The 23,076-nt window shown below is 66.6% G+C and carries 16 protein-coding genes; 4 read left to right on the top strand and 12 right to left on the bottom strand.

Features of this window, described 5'->3' with window-relative positions; all coding sequences use genetic code 11:
* Window positions 1-25 precede the first annotated feature (25 nt).
* Genes QW887_RS33255 through QW887_RS33245 form a run of 3 tightly spaced genes read right to left on the bottom strand, consistent with a single transcriptional unit; the run spans window position 26 to window position 9,389 of the window.
* Entirely contained in the window at window positions 26-3,322 is a 3,297-nt protein-coding gene (locus tag QW887_RS33255; protein WP_315826572.1) for a hypothetical protein, read from the bottom strand.
* 51 nt (window positions 3,323-3,373) lie between these two features.
* Window positions 3,374-6,880: a DUF6603 domain-containing protein gene (locus tag QW887_RS33250; protein WP_315826571.1), complete on the bottom strand. Its 3,507-nt coding sequence runs from the start codon at window positions 6,878-6,880 to the stop codon at window positions 3,374-3,376.
* Window positions 6,873-9,389 (bottom strand): M64 family metallopeptidase, encoded by a 2,517-nt coding sequence (locus tag QW887_RS33245; protein ID WP_316196060.1) that lies wholly within the window; start codon window positions 9,387-9,389, stop codon window positions 6,873-6,875. Before QW887_RS33245 ends, QW887_RS33250 begins: the two co-directional genes overlap by 8 nt.
* A 1,217-nt stretch (window positions 9,390-10,606) precedes the next feature.
* Here QW887_RS33245 and QW887_RS33240 point away from each other — a divergent pair.
* Window positions 10,607-10,849 (top strand): hypothetical protein, encoded by a 243-nt coding sequence (locus QW887_RS33240; RefSeq protein WP_315716267.1) that lies wholly within the window; start codon window positions 10,607-10,609, stop codon window positions 10,847-10,849.
* A 114-nt stretch (window positions 10,850-10,963) separates the two neighbouring features.
* On the opposite strand, the gene QW887_RS33235 is transcribed toward QW887_RS33240, so the two are convergent.
* The 5 genes from QW887_RS33235 to QW887_RS33215 all read right to left on the bottom strand — a co-directional run bounded on the left by QW887_RS33235 (window position 10,964) and on the right by QW887_RS33215 (window position 16,180).
* Window positions 10,964-11,590, bottom strand: a complete 627-nt coding sequence (locus QW887_RS33235; RefSeq protein ID WP_315716268.1) for a hypothetical protein — start codon at window positions 11,588-11,590, stop codon at window positions 10,964-10,966.
* Between the two features lie 85 nt (window positions 11,591-11,675).
* Window positions 11,676-11,897 carry a hypothetical protein gene (locus tag QW887_RS33230; protein WP_316196058.1) on the bottom strand — a complete coding sequence of 74 codons (222 nt, stop codon included), beginning with the start codon at window positions 11,895-11,897 and terminating at the stop codon, window positions 11,676-11,678.
* 126 nt (window positions 11,898-12,023) lie between these two features.
* Complete coding sequence (locus QW887_RS33225; RefSeq protein ID WP_316165524.1) at window positions 12,024-13,256, bottom strand: MFS transporter; 1,233 nt, start codon at window positions 13,254-13,256, stop codon at window positions 12,024-12,026.
* A gap of 100 nt (window positions 13,257-13,356) precedes the next feature.
* Window positions 13,357-14,046 carry a substrate-binding domain-containing protein gene (locus QW887_RS33220; protein WP_316179484.1) on the bottom strand — a complete coding sequence of 230 codons (690 nt, stop codon included), beginning with the start codon at window positions 14,044-14,046 and terminating at the stop codon, window positions 13,357-13,359.
* 94 nt (window positions 14,047-14,140) lie between these two features.
* A complete protein-coding gene (locus QW887_RS33215) occupies window positions 14,141-16,180 on the bottom strand; it encodes an NAD(+) synthase (RefSeq protein WP_316196056.1) in 2,040 nt (679 codons plus the stop codon).
* Between the two features lie 189 nt (window positions 16,181-16,369).
* Between QW887_RS33215 and QW887_RS33210 the strand changes: the two genes are divergently transcribed.
* Window positions 16,370-17,221 (top strand): NAD-dependent epimerase/dehydratase family protein, encoded by an 852-nt coding sequence (locus QW887_RS33210; protein WP_316165526.1) that lies wholly within the window; start codon window positions 16,370-16,372, stop codon window positions 17,219-17,221.
* Between the two features lie 126 nt (window positions 17,222-17,347).
* Window positions 17,348-17,827, top strand: a complete 480-nt coding sequence (locus QW887_RS33205; protein WP_315751524.1) for a hypothetical protein — start codon at window positions 17,348-17,350, stop codon at window positions 17,825-17,827.
* A gap of 95 nt (window positions 17,828-17,922) precedes the next feature.
* Here QW887_RS33205 and QW887_RS33200 read toward each other — a convergent pair whose 3' ends face one another.
* The 4 genes from QW887_RS33200 to QW887_RS33185 all read right to left on the bottom strand — a co-directional run bounded on the left by QW887_RS33200 (window position 17,923) and on the right by QW887_RS33185 (window position 20,738).
* A complete protein-coding gene (locus QW887_RS33200) occupies window positions 17,923-18,549 on the bottom strand; it encodes a hypothetical protein (protein ID WP_315716458.1) in 627 nt (208 codons plus the stop codon).
* A 182-nt stretch (window positions 18,550-18,731) separates the two neighbouring features.
* Entirely contained in the window at window positions 18,732-18,998 is a 267-nt protein-coding gene (locus tag QW887_RS33195; RefSeq protein WP_315716274.1) for a hypothetical protein, read from the bottom strand.
* A gap of 82 nt (window positions 18,999-19,080) precedes the next feature.
* The gene (locus tag QW887_RS33190) at window positions 19,081-20,052 is read right to left on the bottom strand and encodes a nitronate monooxygenase (protein ID WP_316196054.1); all 972 of its coding nucleotides are present in this window, start codon (window positions 20,050-20,052) and stop codon (window positions 19,081-19,083) included.
* Window positions 20,053-20,108: 56 nt separating this feature from the next.
* A complete protein-coding gene (locus tag QW887_RS33185) occupies window positions 20,109-20,738 on the bottom strand; it encodes a hypothetical protein (RefSeq protein WP_316196052.1) in 630 nt (209 codons plus the stop codon).
* Between the two features lie 154 nt (window positions 20,739-20,892).
* Between QW887_RS33185 and QW887_RS33180 the strand changes: the two genes are divergently transcribed.
* A complete protein-coding gene (locus QW887_RS33180) occupies window positions 20,893-22,455 on the top strand; it encodes an AMP-binding protein (protein WP_316175717.1) in 1,563 nt (520 codons plus the stop codon).
* The last annotated feature ends 621 nt before the right edge of the window (window positions 22,456-23,076 follow it).

Raw genomic sequence — 23,076 nt, 5'->3', positions numbered from 1 at the left:
GCCCCCTGTCGTGTCCGCTGCGCGATCAGTTCGGCAGCATCTCGCTGCCGTGCACCGCGACCAGCACGGGAACCTGGTAGAGGATGTAGGCGAGCTCCGCGGAGTTGCTGTCCGGATGCCAGCGTAGCGCCTTGTCCTCGTCGTACTGTTGTTTCTTCTCCTGCAGCTCCGGCGCCACCGGATCGTCCAGGGTGAGGGTCGGCCCGCCCGGCCTGATCTGCAGAAAGCCCTTGTCGGCGTCGGACAGCACGTCAGGCCAGGCGAGGTCGTTCCAGACGTTGAGCGGCCCGTCGCGAGAAATATCGAGGCCGAAGCGCGGCTCGCCGGGCCGCTCCTTGATGACGAAGAACCAGCCCGGCGCCGTCGAATTGCCGCGGCCGGTGCCTCCCTTTGCCTCCTTCGAGGTCAGGTCGAAGCCAATGAAGGTGATGTCGGGATCGACCTTGGCTTCGTAGAGCGGTGTGCGCAGGCGGTCTTCCACCGGACCGTCGGTCTCCAGCACCCGCTCGACGCGGGGATTGATCGCGCCGCCGTCGTCGCGCTGCCAGCGCGCCTTCTGGGCGTAGATCACCGCGGTGGGATATTTCTTCAGCAGCTCGCCGCGGATGACGAGGACGACTTCCTCCTCGTTCTCGCCCGGCTTCTCGCGATGGTCGTGATCGCCGAGCTTGGAGAACAGCGACCAGGTGTGGAGCGGCGGAATATCGCGGAGCTTTTCGCGCAGTTCGTCCTTCGACAGGCCCTCCCGGTCGATCACGCCGCTCGGGTCCCAGAACTGGCGGAAGCAGCTGCCGCGCTGGTCGGTGGGATATTCGCGCCACAGCAGCTCGCGGGCGAATTCATGGTTGAGGCCGACCATGTAGGCCTCGATGAAACGCTGATTGGTCTCGAGCAGCGTGATCGTGTTCTGCGGAATCTTGTCGATGTTCGGCAGGAAGTGCTCGTCGGACAGACCGAGAAGCGGCTTGTACATCGGCAGGTCGATTTCCGGATATGCCATCACAGGCTTGAACACTTCCGGCTGCAGCAGCGTCGCGATCCCGTTGATGGCCAGCACTCGCGGCGGAATGGTGATCGAGGAGAAGGTGAAGGCGGGCACCGTCTTGTCGGGATCAATCGCAGCGAAGGTCGACGCTCCGAGCGCGGCGATGTCGATCGGCTTGCGCAACGGCGGCTTGCCGAGATCGGCGCTGACCGTGAGCAGCCGGTTGAGATCCTTGAGGGCCAGTTTGAAGCGCGCCGCCTCCGGGCTGTCGGCGGACGAAGCGCCGCCGACAGGCTCAGGCGCGGCGGGATCGGGATCGCGGATGGTGAACGACGGAAAGCCCGGCAGCGCGTCGATGATCTCGGGCGAAGCCCCTTGCGGCAACACGCCGGTCGCGATGCCGGCCTGCTTCTCCAGCCGCACCAGCCATCGGAACAGCGCCAGCGCCGCTGCCGCGACCACGATCGCGAGCGGGACGGCGACGGCCAGCAGCAGCACGGCGAGCAGCAGCAGAACGACCAGTAGGACCCACTTCGCCCAGCGGTGCTTGGTGAGCCAGTTGGTCAGCTCCGCGGGCAGCGACTTCGGCTGAAGCTGCGCGGCGACATCCTCCACCACCGGCAAGGCTTCCGGGGTGACCCGCGGCGGCGCCGCGCTGACCTCGCCGCGATTGATCTTCTCCAGCAGCTCTTCGGCGCCTTTCGGCGAGTCGAAGCCGAGCGTCGCCGCGAGCTGGTCGCGCGGCCGGACCGCGCGCCGGAACGGCGCGGACAGCGCCGCGCGGGGCACCGTGCTTTCCTTGAGCCGATGGCGCAGCGTGAAGCCGTCGGCGATCACCCGGCGCTGCACCGGCGCCATCATTGTCAGCCCGCGTTCCGCACTGAGATCCTTCAGCGGCCCGAGATGGCGCGCATGCCAGATCGCGGCCGCGGCCTTGGCGAATTGCGCCAGCCTGATCCGCCGGTTCGCCGCAAGGATGTCGCCGACCTGGTCCCAGGCGGCGTCCATATAGGCCTCCTGATTCTTCTGCACGACCGCCGTGCCGAACGCGGCGGGAACGCGAAACCGCGGGTCCAGATTGAGCTCGTGCACCCAGTTGCGCGGCTGCGGCGCGTCGCTGCCGTCCGCCTCCTCAAGCAGCCGTTCGGTGAGCGCGTGCCAGCGGCCGTACAGCGGCGGCGTGATCACCGGGTCGGGCGCGCCTTCGCGGGCATAGTCGTCGGTCAGGTTGACGAAGCCCGCCAGCGCCTTCTCGAATTCGTGCGCGTAGGGTTCGTCCCAGCCCTCGTAGGCCGCGGCTTCCGCCTCCTGCGCGCCGGTCAGCGCCTCGTCCGGCACCTTGAGCGCGCCGCCGAGCCGCAGCACCCCGTGGAGCCCGGCGACCGCGATGGGCGGCATCCCGGAGCCGGGCGTCTGCGTGTCCATGTCGCGGCGGCCGAGCCGCGAGTCCGGCGGACGCGGCTTCAACAGGCGGACGAGGTACTCGAAATCGCCCACCGTCCCAGTCTTGAAGTACCACCGCTTGTACACCGGATGCAGCGTCGGGAACGGCCGGTCGGTATAGTCCGCCCAGGCCGACAGGGTGGCGAAGAGTGCGGGATTCGCCGCCGGCGCGATTCCGAGGCCGGCGAGACGGCCGCTCTCGAAGGTCGGCACCACGAACGCATGGTAGGACGTATTCGGCTTCAACTGACGTGGCGACAGGACGCGCGAATAGGCGTAGTCCGGATTGCTGGCCAGCAGGCTCTCCAGTCGCGCCCTCGCCTGGTCCGCATTGGTCGATTCCACCACGCCGTCCTGCTGGATCAGGTCGCGGTTGACGTGGACGTGCGCCCAGGCCCAAAGCTGGTCGGCGGGCGGAAATACCGAGGCCGGATCGCCCGTCACCTCGATCGCCGGCAGCGGCCGCGCCGACGACACCGCGACTTCCTTGAACTCCTCCACCTCGAGCACCAGGAGTGCGAGCCACGGGCGCAGCCGGTGGCGCGACTCGTCCGGCGCCGCTGGCGTGTAGCGCCACGGAAAATCCTCGTCGTAGAACTCAACGAAGGGCAGGTAGTTCGGCTCGAAATTGGTGATCCAGTCGCGCGGCTCCACCTTCACCACCGCCATCGGATCGATGCCGACGATGTCCCCGGGACCATAGAGCGCGACATCGCGCGAAATCGTCGCCGTCAGATCCGTGTCGCCCTGGACCGGCCGCCCGGCCAGCGACAAGTCGACCCTGATCGTCGCGCGCAGCGCCACCGAGTTGTCGTTGTCGGACGCCGTGATGCTGTTCGCCACGCCGAGCCGCAGCCAGGGCAGGAAGGAATAGGTGCCGATCGTGTCGCTCATCCCGCTCCTCCCCGCCGCCTCGCCGGATCGCCCGCCATCATCGTGCCTCCGCTACGCCGCGCGCTTCATCTCGTGCGGGCGCACGATATGGGCCTCGCTGGTGAAGTTCGGATTGCGTCGCGCCTCCGCCGCCATGAATTCACCGGCGCTGGCGCGCGATTGGAACGACGCAGGCGCGCCGGCGATCGGCGAATTGTCGGCCAGGCTCACCACCACATAGGACGTCTGATCGACCGCGATCTTGTCGTCGAATACGTGCTTCAGATCGCGCGACTTCGCCGAGATCTCGGACCGCGCCACGGCGTTGTTGGCCAGGAAGTGCGTGAACAGCCCGGAGATGAGCGTGACGAAGCGCCGGCGTGCCCGCTTGAAATTGTTGTCGACGATGATCTCTTCGTAGCGGGCGATGCGCTTGGTGACATAGCTGGTCTTTGCCTGGTTGCCAGTGACCGACAGCTCCAGCCCCGCCTCCTCGGCCTCGTAGTCGGACGCGCTGAGCTTCTCGCCGTCCTTGAGGTCCTTGAACTGGGCGATCGCGAACGACTCCCGGATGGTGGCGCGCTTCTCGATGCCCGACGTCGCGGTCGCAACCGAGAAGTAATTGGCGTCGTCCGGGCGCTGCGCGCCGATCTTGTCGAGGGTGATGCCGAGCGGGATCGCACGCTGGGTGATCTTGAGCGAACCGACCGGATGCAGGACAAGATCGGAGCCCGCGTCCACGGTCTTGAGCGTCACCAACAGCCTGCTGCTGTTCTGCAGCGCGGCAGTCCAATTCTCCGCCTTCGAGTATTCCGCCACCAGCAGGGGCAGCACGGAGACCGGCGGCAGGCTGGTGTCCTCCTTGTCGCCCCAGGTGTGGGAGAAGTCGACGTCGACGTCCCAGAACAGCAGCGAGATGCTCCCGGTGCCCTCGACGTGCCAGGGCGATGTGCCTTCGAGCGAGCCGCGGAAGCGGATACTGAACAGCCCCGCGCCGAACAGCTTCACCGACAGCGAGGCAGAGATCGTGATGATGAAATAGAACGGCGAGAACTGGAACAGCGCGTCGAAGGCGAGATGGCCCTCGATGTTGGCGATCGAGACGCCGAAATACAGCTCCGCATGTGCGCCGAACTGCACGGTGTTCGACGTCACCGCGAAATAGGCGTCGACCCGGATGCGGGCCACCGGCGTGTTGAGAATGTTGATCGCGATCCGGGGGATCGGCGGGAACGGCAGCGCCGGTGGATTGTAGGCCGGGTGGAAGCCGCCGACGGAGACGATGAAAGTGGCGTCGCCGCCGAACGACGCGAGCACGCCCATGCCGCCGTCGAGCGGCATGAAGATCACGCGGGATTCGTACAGGATGGCGAAGAACCAGCCGCGCTTCTTGTCGAACTCGATCGCGCCCATGAAGGCGACCTGGATGATGATGAGCGGCAGCCGCTCGTCCGGGATCGCCACCGTCAACTTGCCGATGATGGCTATGTTGCCGGGAATCTCGATGATGATCCCGAGCGACAGGCTGATCAGCGTCGGCGTGCCCCAGCCCAACTTCGCCATCGGGCCGATTAGGAAGGCCCCCTGCTCTGGCGGGAAGAATGTACGGAGGTCGGAGATGATCCGGTGCGCGTTGGCGACGACGTCGTGCGGGAACAGCACCGAGTCCAGCGAGCCGGCGCGCACGCCGTTGACTAGCGCGTCGAGGTCCATCGAGCGGTTGAGCCCGACCAGTCCGCCGACTCCCAGCAGGGTGAAGCCGAAACCGAGCTGCAATCCGGGATTGAACTCGACCGCGATGATGGCGATGAAGGAAAAGCCCTTTGACCCGTCCGGCATCTTGGTGGTGATGACGCCGATTGCCGTCACCGAGAGGAAGTCGAGGATCTTCAGTTCCAGCGCGCCGGCATATTCGCCGCGGTCCGGATCGATGAAGAGATAGCCGCCGCCCTTCACCGCCCCGGCATCGATCGACAGCCCGACGCCGTTCGGTGGCTTGAAGCCGAAGGATAGATCGATCGGGCCGAGGTTGCCGCCGCTCCCCGGAAAAGCGAGATCGGTCCGCAGCCCGATGTTTTCCACCACCGCGACCAGCGGACCGAGCGCCGCCTTCAGCGTCGCGCCGATATCGATCGGGAGGCCGTCAGCCGACGGTGTCACCGCGAGCGTCAGTCCCTGCACCTGGATCGGACCGAGGTCGATATGCGCTGGGATCTGGATCTCGAGATGCGAGGTGCCGCGGAAATACACGCCGCGCGGATAGGCGACGCCGAGGCCGAGATCGAACTCGAACCGCGTCGAGATGCCCGACAGGATGGTCGAGATGAAGCCGTCCGAGCCGGACGCGTCGAGGACGAAAGCGAGGCCCTTGAGGTCCGCCTCGGCGAACACCTCGACGTCCTTGCCCGCCACCAGTGTGAAACCGCCGGCACCGCTCACCGATTGGTATTCGAGCCGCGTGCCCTCGCCGGTGCCGAGAACGATGGTCGGGCTGCCGGAGGCGACGGAGTATTCCACTTCGACGCGCGCGGTGCCCTTGGCCGACGTCGGCGCGCCGCTGCCTGCGAAGCCGATCACCATGTCGATGCCGCTGCCCGGCCGCACCATCAGGCCGACACCGCCGGTGAGATCGAGGTCGCTCGAGATCGTCGCCGCGATCGTCGGACCGAGCTGCATCCGCACCGACAGCAGCCCGCTGAACGACGGCAGCAGCGCGAAGCCCGGCTTCTTGCTCCCGGACTTTGGCAGCGGGAACAGTCCGAGCTCGGCCGATAGCCGTCCCGCGTCGCGCGCCCGCTCGAAGAACACCAAGCGGAGCCGCTTGCGCACGGCGGCACGCCCGATCGGAGGGCCGCCTTCGAGCGCGCGCGCGACCCGATCCGGCACCTCCACCATCCGGACGTCGAGCCCGAGCCCGGTCGCGAGGCTGTCGATCTGCCGCGCGAAGCTGGAGAAGTCGAAGCTGTCGGTGCCCCAGCCGAAGGCGTTCTCGAACAGTGTCACCGGGTCGGAGACGATCTTCGGCAGGTCCGGGAAGCTGAACCTGTAGTCGATGTAGTCCGGGCGGTTACCGGCGGGCGCGGTATAGCGGGTGCGGATGACGCCGAGCGCCTGCAGCGCGAAACCGATGCCCGGATGATGGTTGCGCAGATAGGTGATGAAGAGATAGCCGACGAGCTGCCCCGGAAACTCGCCCTTGAAATTATCGGCGTTCAGCGTCGCCGAAAATGCACCGCCGGGCGCCGAGACGAGGTCGTCGATCGCCTGCACGACGCCGGCGATCGCCTCGATGGTCTTGAAGGCGTCTTCGAGCGAGCCGGACACGACCGTCGTCTCGCCGTCGGACGCCACTTCGCCGTCGAGCGACAGCCCACCGCCGACCAGCGCCTGGAGCCGATCGAACAGCAGCTGCAAGTCGACCGCGAGATCGGCGATCGGCTTCGGAATTACGTCGGAATCCCAGCCCAGCTTGAGCAGCAGGCCCTGGAACGCGGCCGGCGACTCCACCGCCGCCCGCAGCGGCAGCAGCAGCTTGCCGATCTCGGCGACGATCGTTTCGAGGGCGCCCGGTTCAGCCATTCTTCTTGGCCTCCGGATAGAATTCGCGGTCGACGACGTCGTGCAGTGCGGGATCGATGCGGTTGGTGATCAGCCATTTGCAGACATGGCAAAAGGTGCCGCTGCTGTTCCGCATCTTGCAGTCGCCGGCCGGACGATAGACCAGCCCGGTGAAGTTGTTTGCGCCTTCGTACAGGCCGACCAGCCGCTGCGCCTTGCATGGCGGCTTGAAATTCGGGATGTCCTTCGGGTCGTCGGCCTCGTCGTTCACATGAGCGGTGTCGGTATCCTTGTTGAGCGGCAGATGGTTGCCTGTGATGAAGTCGCGCACCTTCTTTTCCACCACATAGACCAGCGCGTCCGCATCGTCGCGGCGCGGCACGAACAGCAGCGAGCCTTTCGGAAACACGGGAAACGGCGCCGGCGGCAATTCCAGCCCGCCGAGCCGGATCGAGCCGAGGTTCTGGTCGATGTCGCCGATGTCGAGTCTGACGAGGTAATCGGAATCGGTGAACGTGAGTGGCAGTTGCTGGCCGATCGCCGTGATCTGGATGCGGCGGAGAAACGCCTGGCGGCCGGCCGCCTTCGCCTGCACCCAGCGCGGGATCTGGCGCGGGTCGATCCTGACCTCGATCGAGCCACCCTGCTGGGTCGAAGCCTGGGTCAGCTTGGCCGAAAGCTGGACCCTGAGAAGTTCGAACCATTTCACCTTGGACGGATCGACCAGACGGGAGTGGTTGGCGGCGTAGCTCGGATCCTGAAAGATGTCGGCGAGCGCGACGATGTTATCGTACTCGCTCGAAGCGGTCGCATTGTCTTCGGCGCTGGTTTCGTATTCGTCGCCGAGATTGAAGGAATGGCCGAATTCGTGCGCAACCGTGTCGATGATATCGGTGAGGTCGGCGTCGATGTCGCTGGCAGGCTTGCGCCGCATCACCTTCTTCGTCGCCGTGTTGGTCGCAGGATATTCGAAGTCGAGCGTCTTCAGGCTCTGCAACGAATTGGCGGTCACGGTCGACTGGTTGAAATTGGTGCCGCCGATCATGTCCTCGTTGGTGATCATGGCGATCAGGCCGCGGCTGCGCTTGAAGGTGCCGTCCGGTATCCACTCGGCGCCGAGCGCGGTATGCGGCGACGACCCGAGCCGCAGTCCGGACAGGTAGGCCATGATCGGCGCCGCAACGTTCGCGCGGCCGTTCCGAGCGAGCTCCGGCGGATGCCGGCGCGGATCCGGGGCAAGGTGCCGGGTGACGCTGGCCGGCTTGAAGAACTGATAGGCGCGGGCGATCAGTGGCGCGAGGTTGGCATCGCCCGCCGCATCCGCCGCCGGCATCGTCAAAGCGGCCCCGGACTTTGCCGACCGGTCGCCCCAGCGGGAGCCGAGCATCAGGCCGTAGAAAGTGTCACGTGCCTCCAGGATGCCGAGCGATTTCTGCTTCCTCCACGCTTCGATCAGGGTGTCGTTGACCTTCGCCGCATCGTAGTTGGGCAGCGACTGACCCGCCCAGCGCGCCTTCAATTGCGCCGGCGTCGCAGTCTCGTTGCGGAGCGGCAGGCCGACGCGGGCCACGAGCTCGCCGACCTCGTAGATGCTCTTGTCGTCCGAAACGCTGTAATTCCACGGAATCGGTCCGCCCCTGCTAAGCTCCGAGGTCTCCTCGTCGTTGACGCGCCAGCCGCAGGTCACCGCCTGCTCTTCCGACGCCTGGAACGCCTTGAATACGTTGAAACTGCCCGCGAGCGTGCCGTAGGGCTCGTGGCGCTTCTGCGAGAACAGACCGTCCGCCGCTTCCTGCACGATCTTGTCGAACTTGTCCTTCTCGGACGCGCGAAAGCCTTCGGCGAGGAACAGGATGTTGTGCATCTCGGCGGCATTGGCGAGGTCGCCGGCGCGCACCGTTGAGATGTTGTCGCGGATCTTGGCGTAGTCGACCACCTTCACCGGCAGGCTCTGGTTGACACCGAGGAAGCTGCCGTCGAGCTGGGCCGCCCCCTCGCTCACGCCCCTCAACCGTCCCTCATTGTTCGTATTTGCCACCACGAAGGTACCGGGACTTGCCGAGCTGAGCGTGACGAAGCCGTGCCCGGTGATGTCGCCGACGAGATCGGTCCCGGTCGGATCGTCGCTGAACAGCGCGCACAGCGTCGGCTGGCTGTGGGCGACCGTCGGATGCAGCGCCGTGGTGATCGAGGAGTTGCCGAACCACCAGCCGAGCACATCGTCGTGCACCTGGATACGCGCGACGATGTAGCCGGGGCCGTATTCGATCACCACGAGGTTGGTGCCGACGTCGTCGCCGGTGATGGTGCGCGCCGCAGGATCGATTGTCACGAAGCTGGTCAGCCGGGACCCGACCGGGTTGTACGGCGCCAGGATTCGAAAATTGCAGTCCGCGGTGACGTCGGTCAGCGTGTAGGTCGTCGAGCCGTTCGGCAGATCCTGGTCGAACACGCGGAACGGCAGCACCTTGGTCGCGGGCTTCTTCAGCGCGACGTGCATGTCGCAATGCGGATAGACGATGAGAGGCATGCCGGCACAACCCTCTCTCAGCCAGCAGAACTATTGGGAAGCCCGTCGTTCCCATCGGAAATCTGGCATCACGAGATTGTACACCCAAGCCTTCTCAATACAACCTCAACGTGATACTGTTTCGATATCCTTCTGCAATCGTCGTTTGCCGAGTGGAGCTCTCCATCACTGGGGCCAATCCTGCTGCATATGCCGGCGGCGTAGAGCATCTCGTTGTCATCGGGTTTGTCGCTGTCCCCGCGGGGGTACGAGACCGATGCGTGACCCGGTTTCTGACCGCGTCACGCTTCTTGAGACGCACTGCGACTGACCGCGTCTCCTATCCGTGGGTTCGGCCCGACGCTGCTCGGCGTTGTCACGGGCGCAGACAAGCATCGTCACGTCATTCAGATGTCAAACAGCCACTTGCGGTCGGTTCAGGCGTGCGCGCGCGGTCTCGCGGCTCGATGAGTCCGAGGAATGCGTTGGTCGCGCGCGTCTCGAAACACGAGAGGCGCAGGGAGAGCCGGACCTCGACTGAGGCCCGTGGCCCGCCTGCGAAAAAAAATGCAGGCGGCAGGTACCACAGGTCCAGCCGGACGACCCGGCCCTCCCTGCGCGATCAGTTTTAACGGTGTCCTTCGTGCTCTCCTTGGGGACCGGGCTTTCTTGCCCCCATCGCCCGCGCGACGCTTGCGCATCAACAGCAGGCTTGACCTCAGCATCGGGAGGCCGGGACCACACGACTTCGCCGTCCGCGACGCAAGCGCTCGTCTGGCGCAGCATCCACGTCCATCGCAGCCCACCTCCACGTATCGTGACGACGCGTACGCCCTCTGCATGAGGCGGGATGAACGGAGTAAAGCATGATTTCCGATAAAAAGAACGAGGGATTTTTGGCCAGCGTCGAGCGGCCCGGCGATCGCATCCAAGAACCCGGGTTTCCGCCCAGATATCTTTCCACCGTCATAGCCTGGCTCCGTCCCGGCCATTCACTTCGACCAACATGATTGAACGACGTGCATGCCCGAGCCTTCGCCGAGTCGAGGCGGTTGCGGCCGCGCAGGAAGGACGGAGCCCGGTATGACAAGCAACTCATTCGCAGATTCTCTTGGTGCACCGCGCGTGAACCCCGCGTATCACGCCGCAGCATTGCCAATCGCATCGATTGAGCGCAGGCTCCCCTTCCTAAGCGCGCAAGTCGCATTACGGCACCAGCCGCATCAGGGGAGAGACGCATGAAGGAACCGGGCCTCGACGGCCGCCACCGCGACAAGGATGGCGAGATCAGCAGGAAGCATGGCAACACGCTGGTCGGCACGTTGCGCAAGATCTACGGAAAGTCGTTCGCGGCCGGTTATCCGGATTCGACCAAACTCAGCGACGTGCTGCTTCAGCTCAACGAGACCTCGCTGAGCCAGCTGCGTAGGGATCACGGCACCGGGCATCTGGAGCACAAGATCAAGGAGGCGTCGAAATGATCGGCAGCGTGCATCGCACGTTGCCGTCACCTGCTGGACCCACGCAAGATGGGGGATGCTGACCGAGAGTGACGGCACATCGCCGACCAGTGCCTCGCCCTTGACCGTCAAACCTCAGTCAGCCGACCTCAGGACGTCGGCGAACTGCTGCTCGAACCTTTTCTGCTGTCCCGTGCTCGGAAAATAGACCGGGCGGCCGGCGTTGATCACGTTGAAGCCGTCCTTTGTCAGTCGAGGCTCCAGAATCCGGCAGACGTTTGCCTTGATCAAGATCAGGGGAACGCCGCGATCCGACACAAGGCTGGATAGGTCCGCGACGAGCAGCGGGTAATCGTCTTCGATCAACGCATTCCTATCCTGACTCGCGTCTTTCGGCAGCTTGTCCACTTGCTGGTAGGTCGCATCGACCAGCACCCATCCCTTGCGCTGAAATTGTCGCAGCCCCTCTTCTTTCGTCGCAGGGGTGGCTCCCATCTGGCGCATGAGGGCCGTGAACAACGGCTCGCTGATCGAGCCGGCCGAGTCATAGAAGTATTTTCCTGAGGCCGGCGGCGATTCCGCGACGATGACAAGCTTGGCGACGTCCGGCTCATAGCGGCGTCTCAGCCCGAGATAATAATCTCGCCCCCTCGCCAACATCGACGATGCACCTCCACCGCACGAATTCGCAACACGGCGATCACTGACGTCACTGAACGTTCGTTTAGCATCAAGCGCCAACGATGGCAGCAAGGTCTGCAACACGCCGTCTGGAAAAGAATGCTGTCCAGCGGCGACGGGAAGGCCAGCGCTGCTTTCCCGTCGCTGAACGAAAGTGCCCGGCTTGTTACTTCCCCATGCTTCCCGCCTGGTTCGTGCCCGGGCCGACATTGCCCTGGCTCGACGAGGTGGAATCGCGGCCGGACTTCATGTTGCTGCCGGTGGTCTGCGACGAGGTGGTCGACGCCGCGGCGTTGTGCTTCTTGTGGTGCTTCGCTTGCGCGGCGAGCGGGACGGCGGCGAGGGTGGCGGCGACGAGGGTGGCAATGGCGAGCTGGGTCTTCTTCATGGATCCGATCTCCATCCGGTTGAACTCCACGCCGCCCAACCCGGCTGCGACATCACAGTTCCTGCCGGGGGATCAAGCGTTGTTGTTCGATTCCGACGGCGCGCGTGAAGGTGCGATGCAGCAGCGTCAGGCCGGCGCTTGCATGGGCACGGCGCCAGGCTGCGACACCGGCTTGGGAAACGGCCGGAAGGTCATCATCATCATGACAGCGCCGAGGCCCATCACCCACGAGCCGACATAGAGCCAAGTGTAGCTCGCAAAGCTGTCGTAGATCAGGCCGCCGGCCAGCGGGCCGGTCGCCATGCCGAGGCTGCCGGCCATCGCCGTGCCGCCGATCACCGTGCCCATGATGCCTTGCGGAAAGTTGTCACGCGCGATCGCGGCGTAGAGCGGCATGGTGCCGGCATAGAGGAAGCCGAAGGTGGCCGCGACCGCATAGAACGCGGCGAGGTCGCGCACGACCACGTAGGCGAGCGCGCCGAACGCCTGCGCGAGCAGGCCGAGAACGAGCACGCGCTTGGCGCCGAAGCGGTCGCCGAGCAGGCCGAAGGCGATGCGGCCGCCGAGCCCGGCGAGCCCCTCGATGCTGTAGATCGTCACCGCCGCCATCAGCGGGATGCCGCAGGTGACGGCGTAGCTCACGGTGTGGATGATGGGGCCGGAATGCGTGGCGCAGCAGAAGAAGTTGGTGGCGAGCAGGATCAGGAACTGCGGCGAGCGCAGCGCCGCCGATCGCGTCATCTCGGCCGGCCCGGCGGCGGGACCCGACGCGACGGCGTCGCCGGGCGCGGACGATGGCGGACGGCCCACGAGCAGCGACGTGGGAATCATGATGGCGGCCACGATCGCGGCGATGCACTGCATCGCGGTCCGCCAGTCGTAGCTGGAGACGAGCCAGGCCGCGAGCGGCGACATCGTCATCGGCGCCACGCCCATGCCGGCCGAGACCAGCGACACCGCGAGGCTGCGATGGGTGTCGAACCAGCCGGTGACGGTCGCCATGACCGGCGGGAAGATCGCCGCCGTCGCGATGCCTGCGATCAGGCCGAACAGCAGTTGGAACGCCAACAGCGAGGATGTCAGGCTTGCCAGCAGCAGGCTGACGGCGAGCAGGATCGATCCGATCAGCAGCACGGGACGCGGGCCGATGCGGTCGGACAGCGTACCCCAGCCCATGCTGGTGACGGCCATCGCCAGGAAGCCGATCGTCATCGCGGTGGAGATCCCCGCAACCGACCACCCGGTCTCGGCGGCCATCGGCTTGAGGAACACCGGCAGCGAGAACAGGCCGCCGACGGCGACGCAGCCGAGCACGCCCCCGGCCGCCACGATCACCCAGCGATAGTACGATGTGCTCATCCGCCGTCTCCTTCCCGATTGTTCGGTTGGAAGACGATCGGGACAAGGCCGAGACGACACGCGGCGATCGGATTTTTTCGCGGGCTGTGGAGCCGGCGCCTCACACCGGCGTCATGCCGTGCTGGCGCTTGGTTTCGGCGGTCTCCTCCGAGACCAGATATTCGATGAAGGCCCGCGCCGCCTCGGTATGCGCGCCGGCCTTGCACAACGCCGCCGCGAACACCGTGCCGGGCTGCAGCGACGCGGGCAGCAGGCCGACGATATCGATGCCGGGCGCGCCGAGCATCTCGCTGAGCTGCTGGAAGCCGACCTCGACCTCGCCGTCGGCGAGCAGCCTGGCGACCGGAATGCCGGGCTTGGCCTGGACCAGGCGCGAAGTGCCCTCGCTCTCCAGGCCCCAGTCGCGGGCGAGCTTCTGCACATACGTGCCGCTCGGGCCGGTGGAGATGCCGATCGCCCTGGCGTTCTCCATCGCCCTGCGCACGGCGGCCTCGTCGAGCGGATCGGGCTTGGGGCTGCCAGCGCGCACCGCCATCGCCATCGGCGATTCCGCGATTTCGATGATGCTGCCGGGAACGAGATGGCCGTCGCTTTCAAGCTTCTGCAGCGCATCGGAGGCGAGCACGGCGAAGTCGAACGCTTCGCCGGCGCGGATGCGCTTGGCGGCATCGACGCCGCCGACGGATTCGATCGTGATCACCTCGCCGGTCGCCTCCTCATAGGCGGCGGCGAGCTCAGCGAGGATCTGCCTCGTCGCCATCGAGGAAATGCCGGCGGCGGTCACGCTCATGATCTGCTCCGTTCAACGATGTCGATGACGACGCCGCAAAGGCGGACGCGCACGTCTCGGATATGGCAAGCGCGGCGGCGGAGCAAGATGGTCGTCACTTCGGCACGTTGCGCTCCAGGTCCTCCAGCCACGCGGTGGCGTTGCCGTCGGACGGGGCGCGCCAGTCGCCGCGCGGCGACAGGGCGCCGCCGGCCACCACCTTCGGGCCGTTCGGCATCGCCGAGCGCTTGAACTGGCTGAAGGCGAAGAAGCGCTTGAGGAACACCTCCAGCCACTTCCTGATCTCGGGAAGCGTATAGGCGTGGCGCTTGTCGGCAGGGAAATGCGGCGGCCAGGCGCCGTCGCCGACATTCTTCCAGGCGTGATGCGCCATGAAGGCGATCTTCGACGGGCGCATGCCGTAGCGCAGCGTGTAGAACAAATTGAAGTCCTGCAGCTCATAGGGGCCGATCGTGGCCTGGGTGCTCTGCGGCGTCTCGCCCTCCTTCACCGGGACCAGCTCCGGCGAGATCTCGGCCGACAGCACCGCCTCGAGCGTGCGGTCGACATCGGCCGAGAACTGATGGGAGGCGATGACCCAGCGGATGAGATGCTGGATCAGGGTCTTCGGCACGCCGGCATTGACATTGTAGTGCGCCATCTGATCGCCGACGCCATAGGTGCACCAGCCCAGCGCCAGCTCGGAGAGATCGCCGGTGCCGAGCACGAGGCCGCCGCGATCGTTGGCGAGGCGGAACAGATAGTCGGTGCGCAGCCCGGCCTGCACGTTCTCGAAGGTGACGTCGTAGACCTGTTCGCCGCGGCCGAAGGGATGGCCGATGTCCTTCAGCATCTGCGTCGCCGCGGGGCGGATGTCGAGTTCGGCGGCGCTGACTTGAAGCGACGACATCAGCGCATGCGCGTAGGACTTGCTCTGCGCGCCCGTGGCGAAGCCGGGCATCGTGTAGGCCAGGATGTTGGTGCGGGGAAGGCCGAGCAGGTCGATCGCCTTCGCCGCGACGATCAGCGCATGCGTGGAATCGAGCCCGCCGGAGACGCCGATCACGATGCGCTTGGTGCCGGTTGCGCGCAGCCGCTGCGTCAGGCCGGCGACCTGGATGTTGTAGGCCTCGTAGCAGTCCTGATCGAGCCGCGCGGCATCGCTCGGCACGAACGGAAAGCGCTCGATGCTGCGCATGAAGCCGATGTCGCCCTCGGCCGGCTGCAGCTCGAAGCCGATGCGGCGCCAGTGCATGCCGGCGCCTTGCGCGCGCGCATTGTCGTCGAACGTGCCCATCAGCACCCGCTCCTGGCGCAGCAGATCGAGATCGACGTCGGCGAAGATGGTCTGTCCGGTCTGGCGGAAGCGCTCGCTCTCGGCGAGCAGCACGCCATTCTCGAAGATCGAGGTCTGGCCGTCCCAGGCGAGATCCGTGGTGGATTCGCCGACGCCCGCCGCCGCATAGACATAGGCCGCGAGGCAGCGCGCCGAGGTCGAGCGGCACAACAGTGAGCGGGACTCGGCGCGGCCGACCGTGATCGGGCTGCCCGAGAGATTGGCGAGCACGGTGGCGCCGGCGAGCGCGAGCTCGGACGCCGGCGTCACCGGGATCCACATGTCCTCGCAGATCTCGACGCCGATGACGAGGCCGGCGACATCCGCGGCGGCGAACAGAAGGTCGGTGCCGAACGGCGCCATGGTCTCGGCGACCTCGATCATCTCGCCGCGGATGCCGGCGCCGGAGGCGAAGTGGCGGCCTTCGTAGAATTCGCGATAGGTCGGCAGGTAGCTCTTGGGAATAACGCCGAGCACCTCGCCGCGGTGGATCACGACGGCGCAATTGTAGACACGATGCGCAAAGCGCAGCGGCGCACCGACGATCAGGACGGGCATCAGGTCGTGCGAGGCTTCGACGAGGGTGAGCAGCCCGCGCTGGACAGCGTCGAGCAGCGGGTCCTGCTTGACGAGGTCCTCGATCGCGTAGCCGGACAGACAGAGCTCCGGAAACACCGCGACCGCCGCGCCCTGGTCATGGCAGGCGCGCGCCGCGGCCAGGATCGCCGCCGCATTGGCGGTCGGGTTGGCGACGCTCGAGGCGGTGACGCAGGCAGCGACGCGGGCAAAGCCGTGGCGGTAGATCGAATGGAAATTCATCGTGGCAGTCCATCTCCTGTCGCCTCATCATACGACATGGACCATGACGGGAGCCATAACAAGCGCGGCAGGTCAGCACCGCCAAGTCCGCAGGGTGACTCCGCGCGCGTCATTTGAATTGCGCGGGCCACCCGGTGCCGGGTAACTCGAAGGCTCGCTCCTTCGCGCAAGTCCAGGTGAACGGCATCCATGAACCTCTTCGTCATCGGCTTCGGCTACACCGCCCAGCGCTTCGTCGAGCTGCACCGTGGCGCGTTCGCCCGCATCGGCGGCACGGTCCGCAGCGCCGACAAGCGCGCGCGACTGGCGCATGATGACATCGACCTGTTCGACGGCACGGCCCCCGCGGCCGCGACGCTGGCGAAGGCGGCGCAGGCCGACGTCGTGCTGATCTCGGTGCCGCCTGGAGGAGGCGACGACCCAGTGCTGGCCGCATTCGGCGACGCCATCACGGCGGGGCGCGCGCGGCACGTGGTCTATCTCTCGACCGTCGGCGTCTATGGCGACCATCAGGGCGGCTGGATCGATGAGGACACGCCGCTGGCACCCGAGCACGACCGGGTGCAGGCCCGGGTCCGCGTCGAGCAGGACTGGCGCGCGCGGATCGGTGACCGGCTCGCGGTGCTCCGGCTCGGCGGCATCTACGGGCCGGGCCGCAACGCGCTGGTCGAGCTGCGGGCCGGGCGGGCGCGGCGCATCGTCAAGCCGGGACAGGTGTTCAACCGTATCCATGTCGATGACGCGGCCAGCGCGATCATGGGCGCGATCCAGCGCGGGTCAGGCGGCGCCTGGAACATCGTCGACGACGAGCCTGCGCCGCCGCAGGACGTCATCGCCTATGCCGCTGCGTTGATGGGCATCGCCCCGCCGCCGGAACTTCCGTTCGACCGCGCCGAGCTGTCGCCGATGGCGCGCAGCTTCTATGCCAGCAACCGGCGCATCCGGAATATCCGCGCCAGGCAGGAGCTCGGCGTCGGCTTCGCCTACCCGACCTATCGCGCCGGGCTCGAGGCGCTATGGGCCGCCGGCGAAGGGCGCTGACGCGAGATTTCCGCCGCCGAGCGGGAAACCTTTCACGCCACTGACGATTGCAACGAACAGAGATTGTCATGCGGGTTTGACGCGGCTGCACGTCGCGCAGCCCTCACGGATCAAAGGATGTTCGACATGCAAGGCGATCAACCCATCAGCTGGCTGATGTTCTTCACGCTCGCGGCCGCGATCATCATCGCCGCCGGCGCGTTCCTGGCCTTCCTGCGGTCGCGGCACAACCGAGAGATCGCGGCGGTGGCGCTCGAGGGAGACGACCGGGGCCGCGGCGTGGCCCCGTCAGGCGCCCTGCCCGAGCTCGGCGGCCTGTTCGTGCTCGCGCTGGTGGTCGCCGGCCTGCTGGTTGCCGGCTATCAGAGCGGCGGCGCGACGCGCTTCGCCGGCGGCGACAAGCCGACGCCAGTGCCGTCAGCGCCGACCAACACCGACCGCGGCACCACGGTCGGCGCCGGCGCCGCGATCACCCCGCCGGAAGCCCCGACCATGACCCAGCCGGCACGGCCCGGCCCGGACCTGCGTACCGCGCCCGCGTCGTCGTCGACGGGAGCCGGCCCCGAGAGCGGCGGGCATCCGGAGGCCAATCCCCCGGCGAGGTGAAAAAGCGCCTCTCGAAAGCAAGAAGGCCGCGCAATGCGCGGCCTTCTTGATGTTCACTCCAAGTTTGATGTTCACGCCGGGAGGATCCCCCCCGATCAGATCGCGGCTGCGACCTTGTCGAGGCCGATGGTGCGCGCAAGCCGCCGCACTTCGTCCTTCTGATCCTCGCGCAACTGCCACAGCAGCGGCATCGCGGCCGACTTCAGCTGTTGCACCTCATCCGAATCCGGATCGAGCGCCACCGCGCCCGGCTTCGCCGCGCCCTGGCGTCCGGCGTGGATCTTGCGGGCGACGGCGCGCAGCGCCGTCTCGACCGCCGGCCAATAATATTCCTGGCTCGACGAGAGCCGCAGCCGTTCCTTGATGCCTGCGATCTGGCCGTCCGACAGCAACGAATAGGCCTTTTGCACCTCCGGCTTCAGCGGCGCCGGGGCCGGCTCGCTCCTGGCGAGAATCTTGGACTTCGGCACCATCGGCTCGGCAGCGACGACCGCGGCAGCCGACGCCTTTGCCATCTCCGGCTCGGACGGCGCATAGGCATAGGCCTGACGCAGCGTCGCCTTCGACGGGGCACTCGGCTGCTGCACCTCGGGGGTCGCAAGTGTGACCATCGCCAGGCGGTCGCCCTTGGCTTCACGATTGGAGAGCGGGCTCTTCGCCACCACCGGCGGCATCATCGCACCGGCCGAAGGCACGCTGTCCTGCATCAGGACGCTCGTCACGGCCGCGCCTGCAATCAGCACGCCCAGCAAAGCGACAAAAGCGATCGACTTCGTCACGCAATTCTCCGTATCCCGGCGGAAAGCCGCACTTTGCCGAAAAGTGGGAGTTAATTAAGGCTTTACGATGCCACAGAAACACAGAGGCCACCATTCTGCCCTGTGAACATGACGGACATTTTTTTTCACGCCGCCGAAGACAGCTCGGCCGGCATCAGCAGATCGTACGCGGCCTGGATGTCGGCAACGATGTCGGAGGCTTCCCAAAGCGCGGCCGGTTCCACCGAATGCAAGCTGATGGTCCAGTTCCCGCCGCGGGCGGTGCGGGGAACGCTCATGATGTCGAACTGGACGTTGCGGCATAGCGGATGCCGCTGCAGAGCATGCCCGACGCGGATCCGGATCTCCTCGAGCGTCACCCGCTCTTTGTCCTGCCGTAGCCCGATGCCCATCGCACGATTCCGCCAAGTTCAAGCTCCGCGGATTGTGGGACCCGATGGTTAATGGTGCCTTAAGGACACACATCACGTTTTCTCATGGCCGGAGGCCACCCGCGCCGCCGTACTCATCAGCCGTGCGCGCCACCAGCACGGCGACCGACGGGATGTCGGTGACCCCCGAGGTCGCGTGCCCGGCGCTCCAGATTTCGCGCCAGCGTTTCGGCCGCGCCTCGCGCGCAGCGATGTCGATGTCACTGCCGATCTCGATCGCGCCACGCGCCGGCAAGGCTTCGGGATCGAGCCCGGCCGCGACGATCGACGGCCGGAGCATGCTGGTCGGCAGGCCGGTGAAGGCCGAGGTGAGCAGCACGTCGTCGGCCGAACTCGCGACCAGCATCGACTTGTACCGGTCATCGGCCAGGCTTTCGCGCGTGGCGATGAACTTCGTGCCCATGTAAGCGAGATCGCAGCCGAGCACCTCGGCCGCCCGCAACGCCACGCCGTCGCTGATGCCGCCGGCGAGCACGATCGGCCCGGCGAAGAACGCCCTGACCGCGCGCACGAAGGCGAATGGATTGAGCCAGCCGGTCTGGCCGCCCGCCCCGGCCGTGAGCAGCACCAGGCCATCTGCGCCGGCCTCGACCGCGCGCTCTGCATGACGGATCGAGGCGACGTCAGCGAACACCAGCGCACCCGCATCATGCAAGGGCGCAACAACCTTTGCCGGCGAGCCGACCGAGGTAATCACGATCTCCGGGCGGCGCCGCAACAGCACCGCGAGATCGTCCTGCAGCCGCGCGTTTGATTGATGCACGATCAGATTCGGGCAGACCGGCGCAGCCGCAGCGCCGCTCGCATCGCTGCTGCGCGCAAGCCGATCGGCAATCTGGAGCAGCCAGGCGTCGAGCTCGTCGGGGGTTCGACAATTGACCGTCGGGAACGCGCCGATCACGCCGTTGGTGCAGGCCGTGCTCACCAGCTCGATTCCCGACACCAGGAACATCGGCGCTGCGATCAGCGGCAGGCGCAGCCGCGCCCGCAGCCCGTCCCATCGAGTGTCCTGCACGGCGCGTTCCTCCCCGATCCTTGTTGGCTCAGGGATAACGGCGCCGCCGCGTGCGATCAATCGTCGCCGAAGAAGCTGAAGCGCGGCCCCTCCATGCCGACCGGCTGCGCCGCATAGGCCCGCGGCGTCGTATCCTCACGCACGGCCTGCTCGACCGCGCGCAGATCCTGCTCGCGGCGCTGGCGCCGGCGCTCGACATATTGCCGGTGCCGCTCGGCGCGGCGCTGCTCCGCGACGCGCTTGCGCTCCGCCCCGCGCGCCTTGAGATCCGCGTCCTCGGCCTTCGCTGCGGCCTTGTCCTGTCCCTTCTCCTGAACGTCCTCGGCGGTACCGGCCTGCGTGCTGGCCGGCGCCGAAGAGGCGGCGGGCACAGCCGTCGCGTCCGGCACAGCAGCCTGCGGCGGGGGCGAGGGATTGGGCGATACCGGCGTCGCCGGCCCCGTCTCCGCTGCTGCGGGCGCCACCTTGATCGGCGTGGTCGCGGCCGCCTGCGTTGCCGCAAGATACGAGGTGGTCGTCGGACTTGGCGACGGCGTCTCCGGCACGGAACGCGCGAGCTTGGCCTGCTCGAACGCCTGCGAACTCGGATGCATGCCCTCCGCGATCATGAGCCCGCCGCCGAGACCGGCCGCGACGGCAATGGCGACCGTTCCGGCTCCCGCAAAAAAAGCTGTCGAGGTGCGCATGGCCTTGCTCCGCTATTGTTCGGCCGGGCAACGCGGCGCGCGCAGCGATGTTCCGAGGACGACAAGCGCGCCTTGAGCGCGATGGGCTTTCTGATAGCGTCGGCAACAAGCCCCGCGACGCCACAACGATCGCGGCATCTCGGGAGGATCGTCCATGAGCCCACAGCTTCATTCGTTTCCGGTCGTCTGCGAGCAGACCCTGCTCACGCTGTCGCGTCATCCGTCGCGCACCGCCTTCAGCTGGCCGGACGGATCGCTGACCTATCAGGGCGCCATCGACCTGATCGGCCGCATGCAGTCCGTGTTCATGCGGCTCGGCCTGCCGCCGGGAACACGCGTCGCGTTCCTCAGCGCGAACCGCGCCGATGCCTGGTGCGCCGGCACGGCGGCGCAGCTGTCGCGGCTCGCCATCACCTGGCTGCATCCGCTGGGCTCGCTTGACGATCAGCTGTTCCAGCTCGCCGATGCCGAATCGCAGGTGCTGGTGATCGATGCCGCCGCGTTCCACGACCGCGGCGGCGAACTGGCCGCGCGCTCGGGTGGCCTGCGCCACGTGTTCACGCTGGGCGCAGCCGGCTATGGCGTCGACCTCCTCGCCGCGATCGAGCAGTCAGGCCACGCCAGCGCGCGCAACTTCGCCACGCCCGAGGACATCGCGACCTTGAACTACACCGGCGGCACCACCGGAAAGTCGAAGGGCGCGCTGCGCCATCACCGGGAATATGGCGGCTTCGCCACCGCGATCCTCGCCGATTTCGAGATCCCGGAGCGCGCCCGCTATCTGACGGTCGCCCCGATCAGCCATGTCGCCGGCACCAAGGTGCTGCCGACCCTGATGCGGGGCGGCACCGTGCACATGCTGAAGGGATTTGATCCTGAGGCCGTGCTCGCGACCATCGCGCGCGAGCGCATCAACTTCACGCTGTTCGTGCCGACGATGATCTACGTGCTGCTCGATCATCCCGCGTTAGCTAAGACAGATCTCTCCTCGCTCGAGCTCGTGCTGTACGGCGCCTCGGCGATGTCGCCGACACGGCTGGTCGAAGGCATCGAGCGCATCGGCCCGGTGTTCTCGCAGCTCTATGGCCAGACCGAATGCTATCCCGTCTCGGTACTGCGGAAGGCCGATCATGATCCGAAGCAGCCGGAGCTGTTCCTGTCCTGCGGCTTCCCGATCGCGGCCTGCGAGGTCAAGATCCTCGATGACCATGATCAGGAGGTCGCGCTGGGCGAGGCCGGCGAGATCTGCGTGCGCGCACCGCATGTGATGGCGGAGTATTGGCAGCGGCCGGACATCACCGCCGAGACCTTGAAGAACGGCTGGCTGCACACCGGCGACATCGCCCGCCGCGACGAGCGCGGCTACATGTACATCCTCGACCGCAAGAAGGACATGATCGTCTCCGGCGGCTTCAACATCTTCCCGCGCGAGATCGAGGACGTGCTGACGCAGCACGCCGACGTCGCGATGTGCGCGGTGGTGGGCGTGCCCGACGACAAATGGGGCGAGGCTGTCACCGCGATCGTGGTGCCCCGCGCCGGCGCGCAGATCGACGCTGCCGAGCTGATCGAGCTCGTGAAGGCGCGCAAGGGCTCGGCCCATGCGCCCAAGAGCATCTCGTTCGTCAAGGAGCTGCCGATGACCGGCGTCGGCAAGGTCGACAAGAAGGTGCTGCGCGCACGGTTCTGGGAGGGCCGCGGGCGGATGGTGGGGTAGCGGCATCATCAGCTCCCTCGATCGCCACCGTCATTGCGATGCGCTCTTGCGCCGAAGCAATCCAGGGCCGCGGATGAGGCCCTGGATTGCTTCGCTCCGCTCGCAACGACGGCAATCCAGACTCGCGGCTTTGCAATGCCGATGGAAGCTCTCGCCCGTAGCCGCCGCGCTCCGCTGTCGTCCCGGGCAAGTGAAGCGCGACCCGGGATCCATAACCACAGGGCAGCGTCGTAAGCGCTGACGTAGCGACCCGCGTGCCTCGACCGTCGTCTTATGATCATGGGTCCCGGCGTTCGCCGGGACGACAGCCTTTGTGTGGCGCGATACTCGCCACGCGATCCGCTGTATCCAAACAACACTGAATGCGCTGCCCCCATTGCAGACATGACATTGCTGCCTCGCGGCGCATCTGCGTCCGAGTCTTGCTGGTGTCGTTCCCCTCCAACTCACGGAGGGTGCAGGGAAGGCCAGGCCTCGACCGAGGCCTGCGGTCCGCGTGCAGCAAAAAAGCACGCGGCAGAACCACAGGTTCGGCCGGATAGACCCGGCGGGCTCAATCGGTGGTCGCAACACCAAGTGTTTTCATTCGTGACAGCAGCTCGTCAAGCGCTTCTGCTGGAG

This window comes from Bradyrhizobium sp. SZCCHNRI3052 (genome assembly GCF_032484895.1).
Lineage (GTDB): Bacteria > Pseudomonadota > Alphaproteobacteria > Rhizobiales > Xanthobacteraceae > Bradyrhizobium.
The sequence above is the reverse complement of the archived record's forward strand: the minus strand, read 5'-3'. Positions and strand labels throughout refer to the sequence as shown.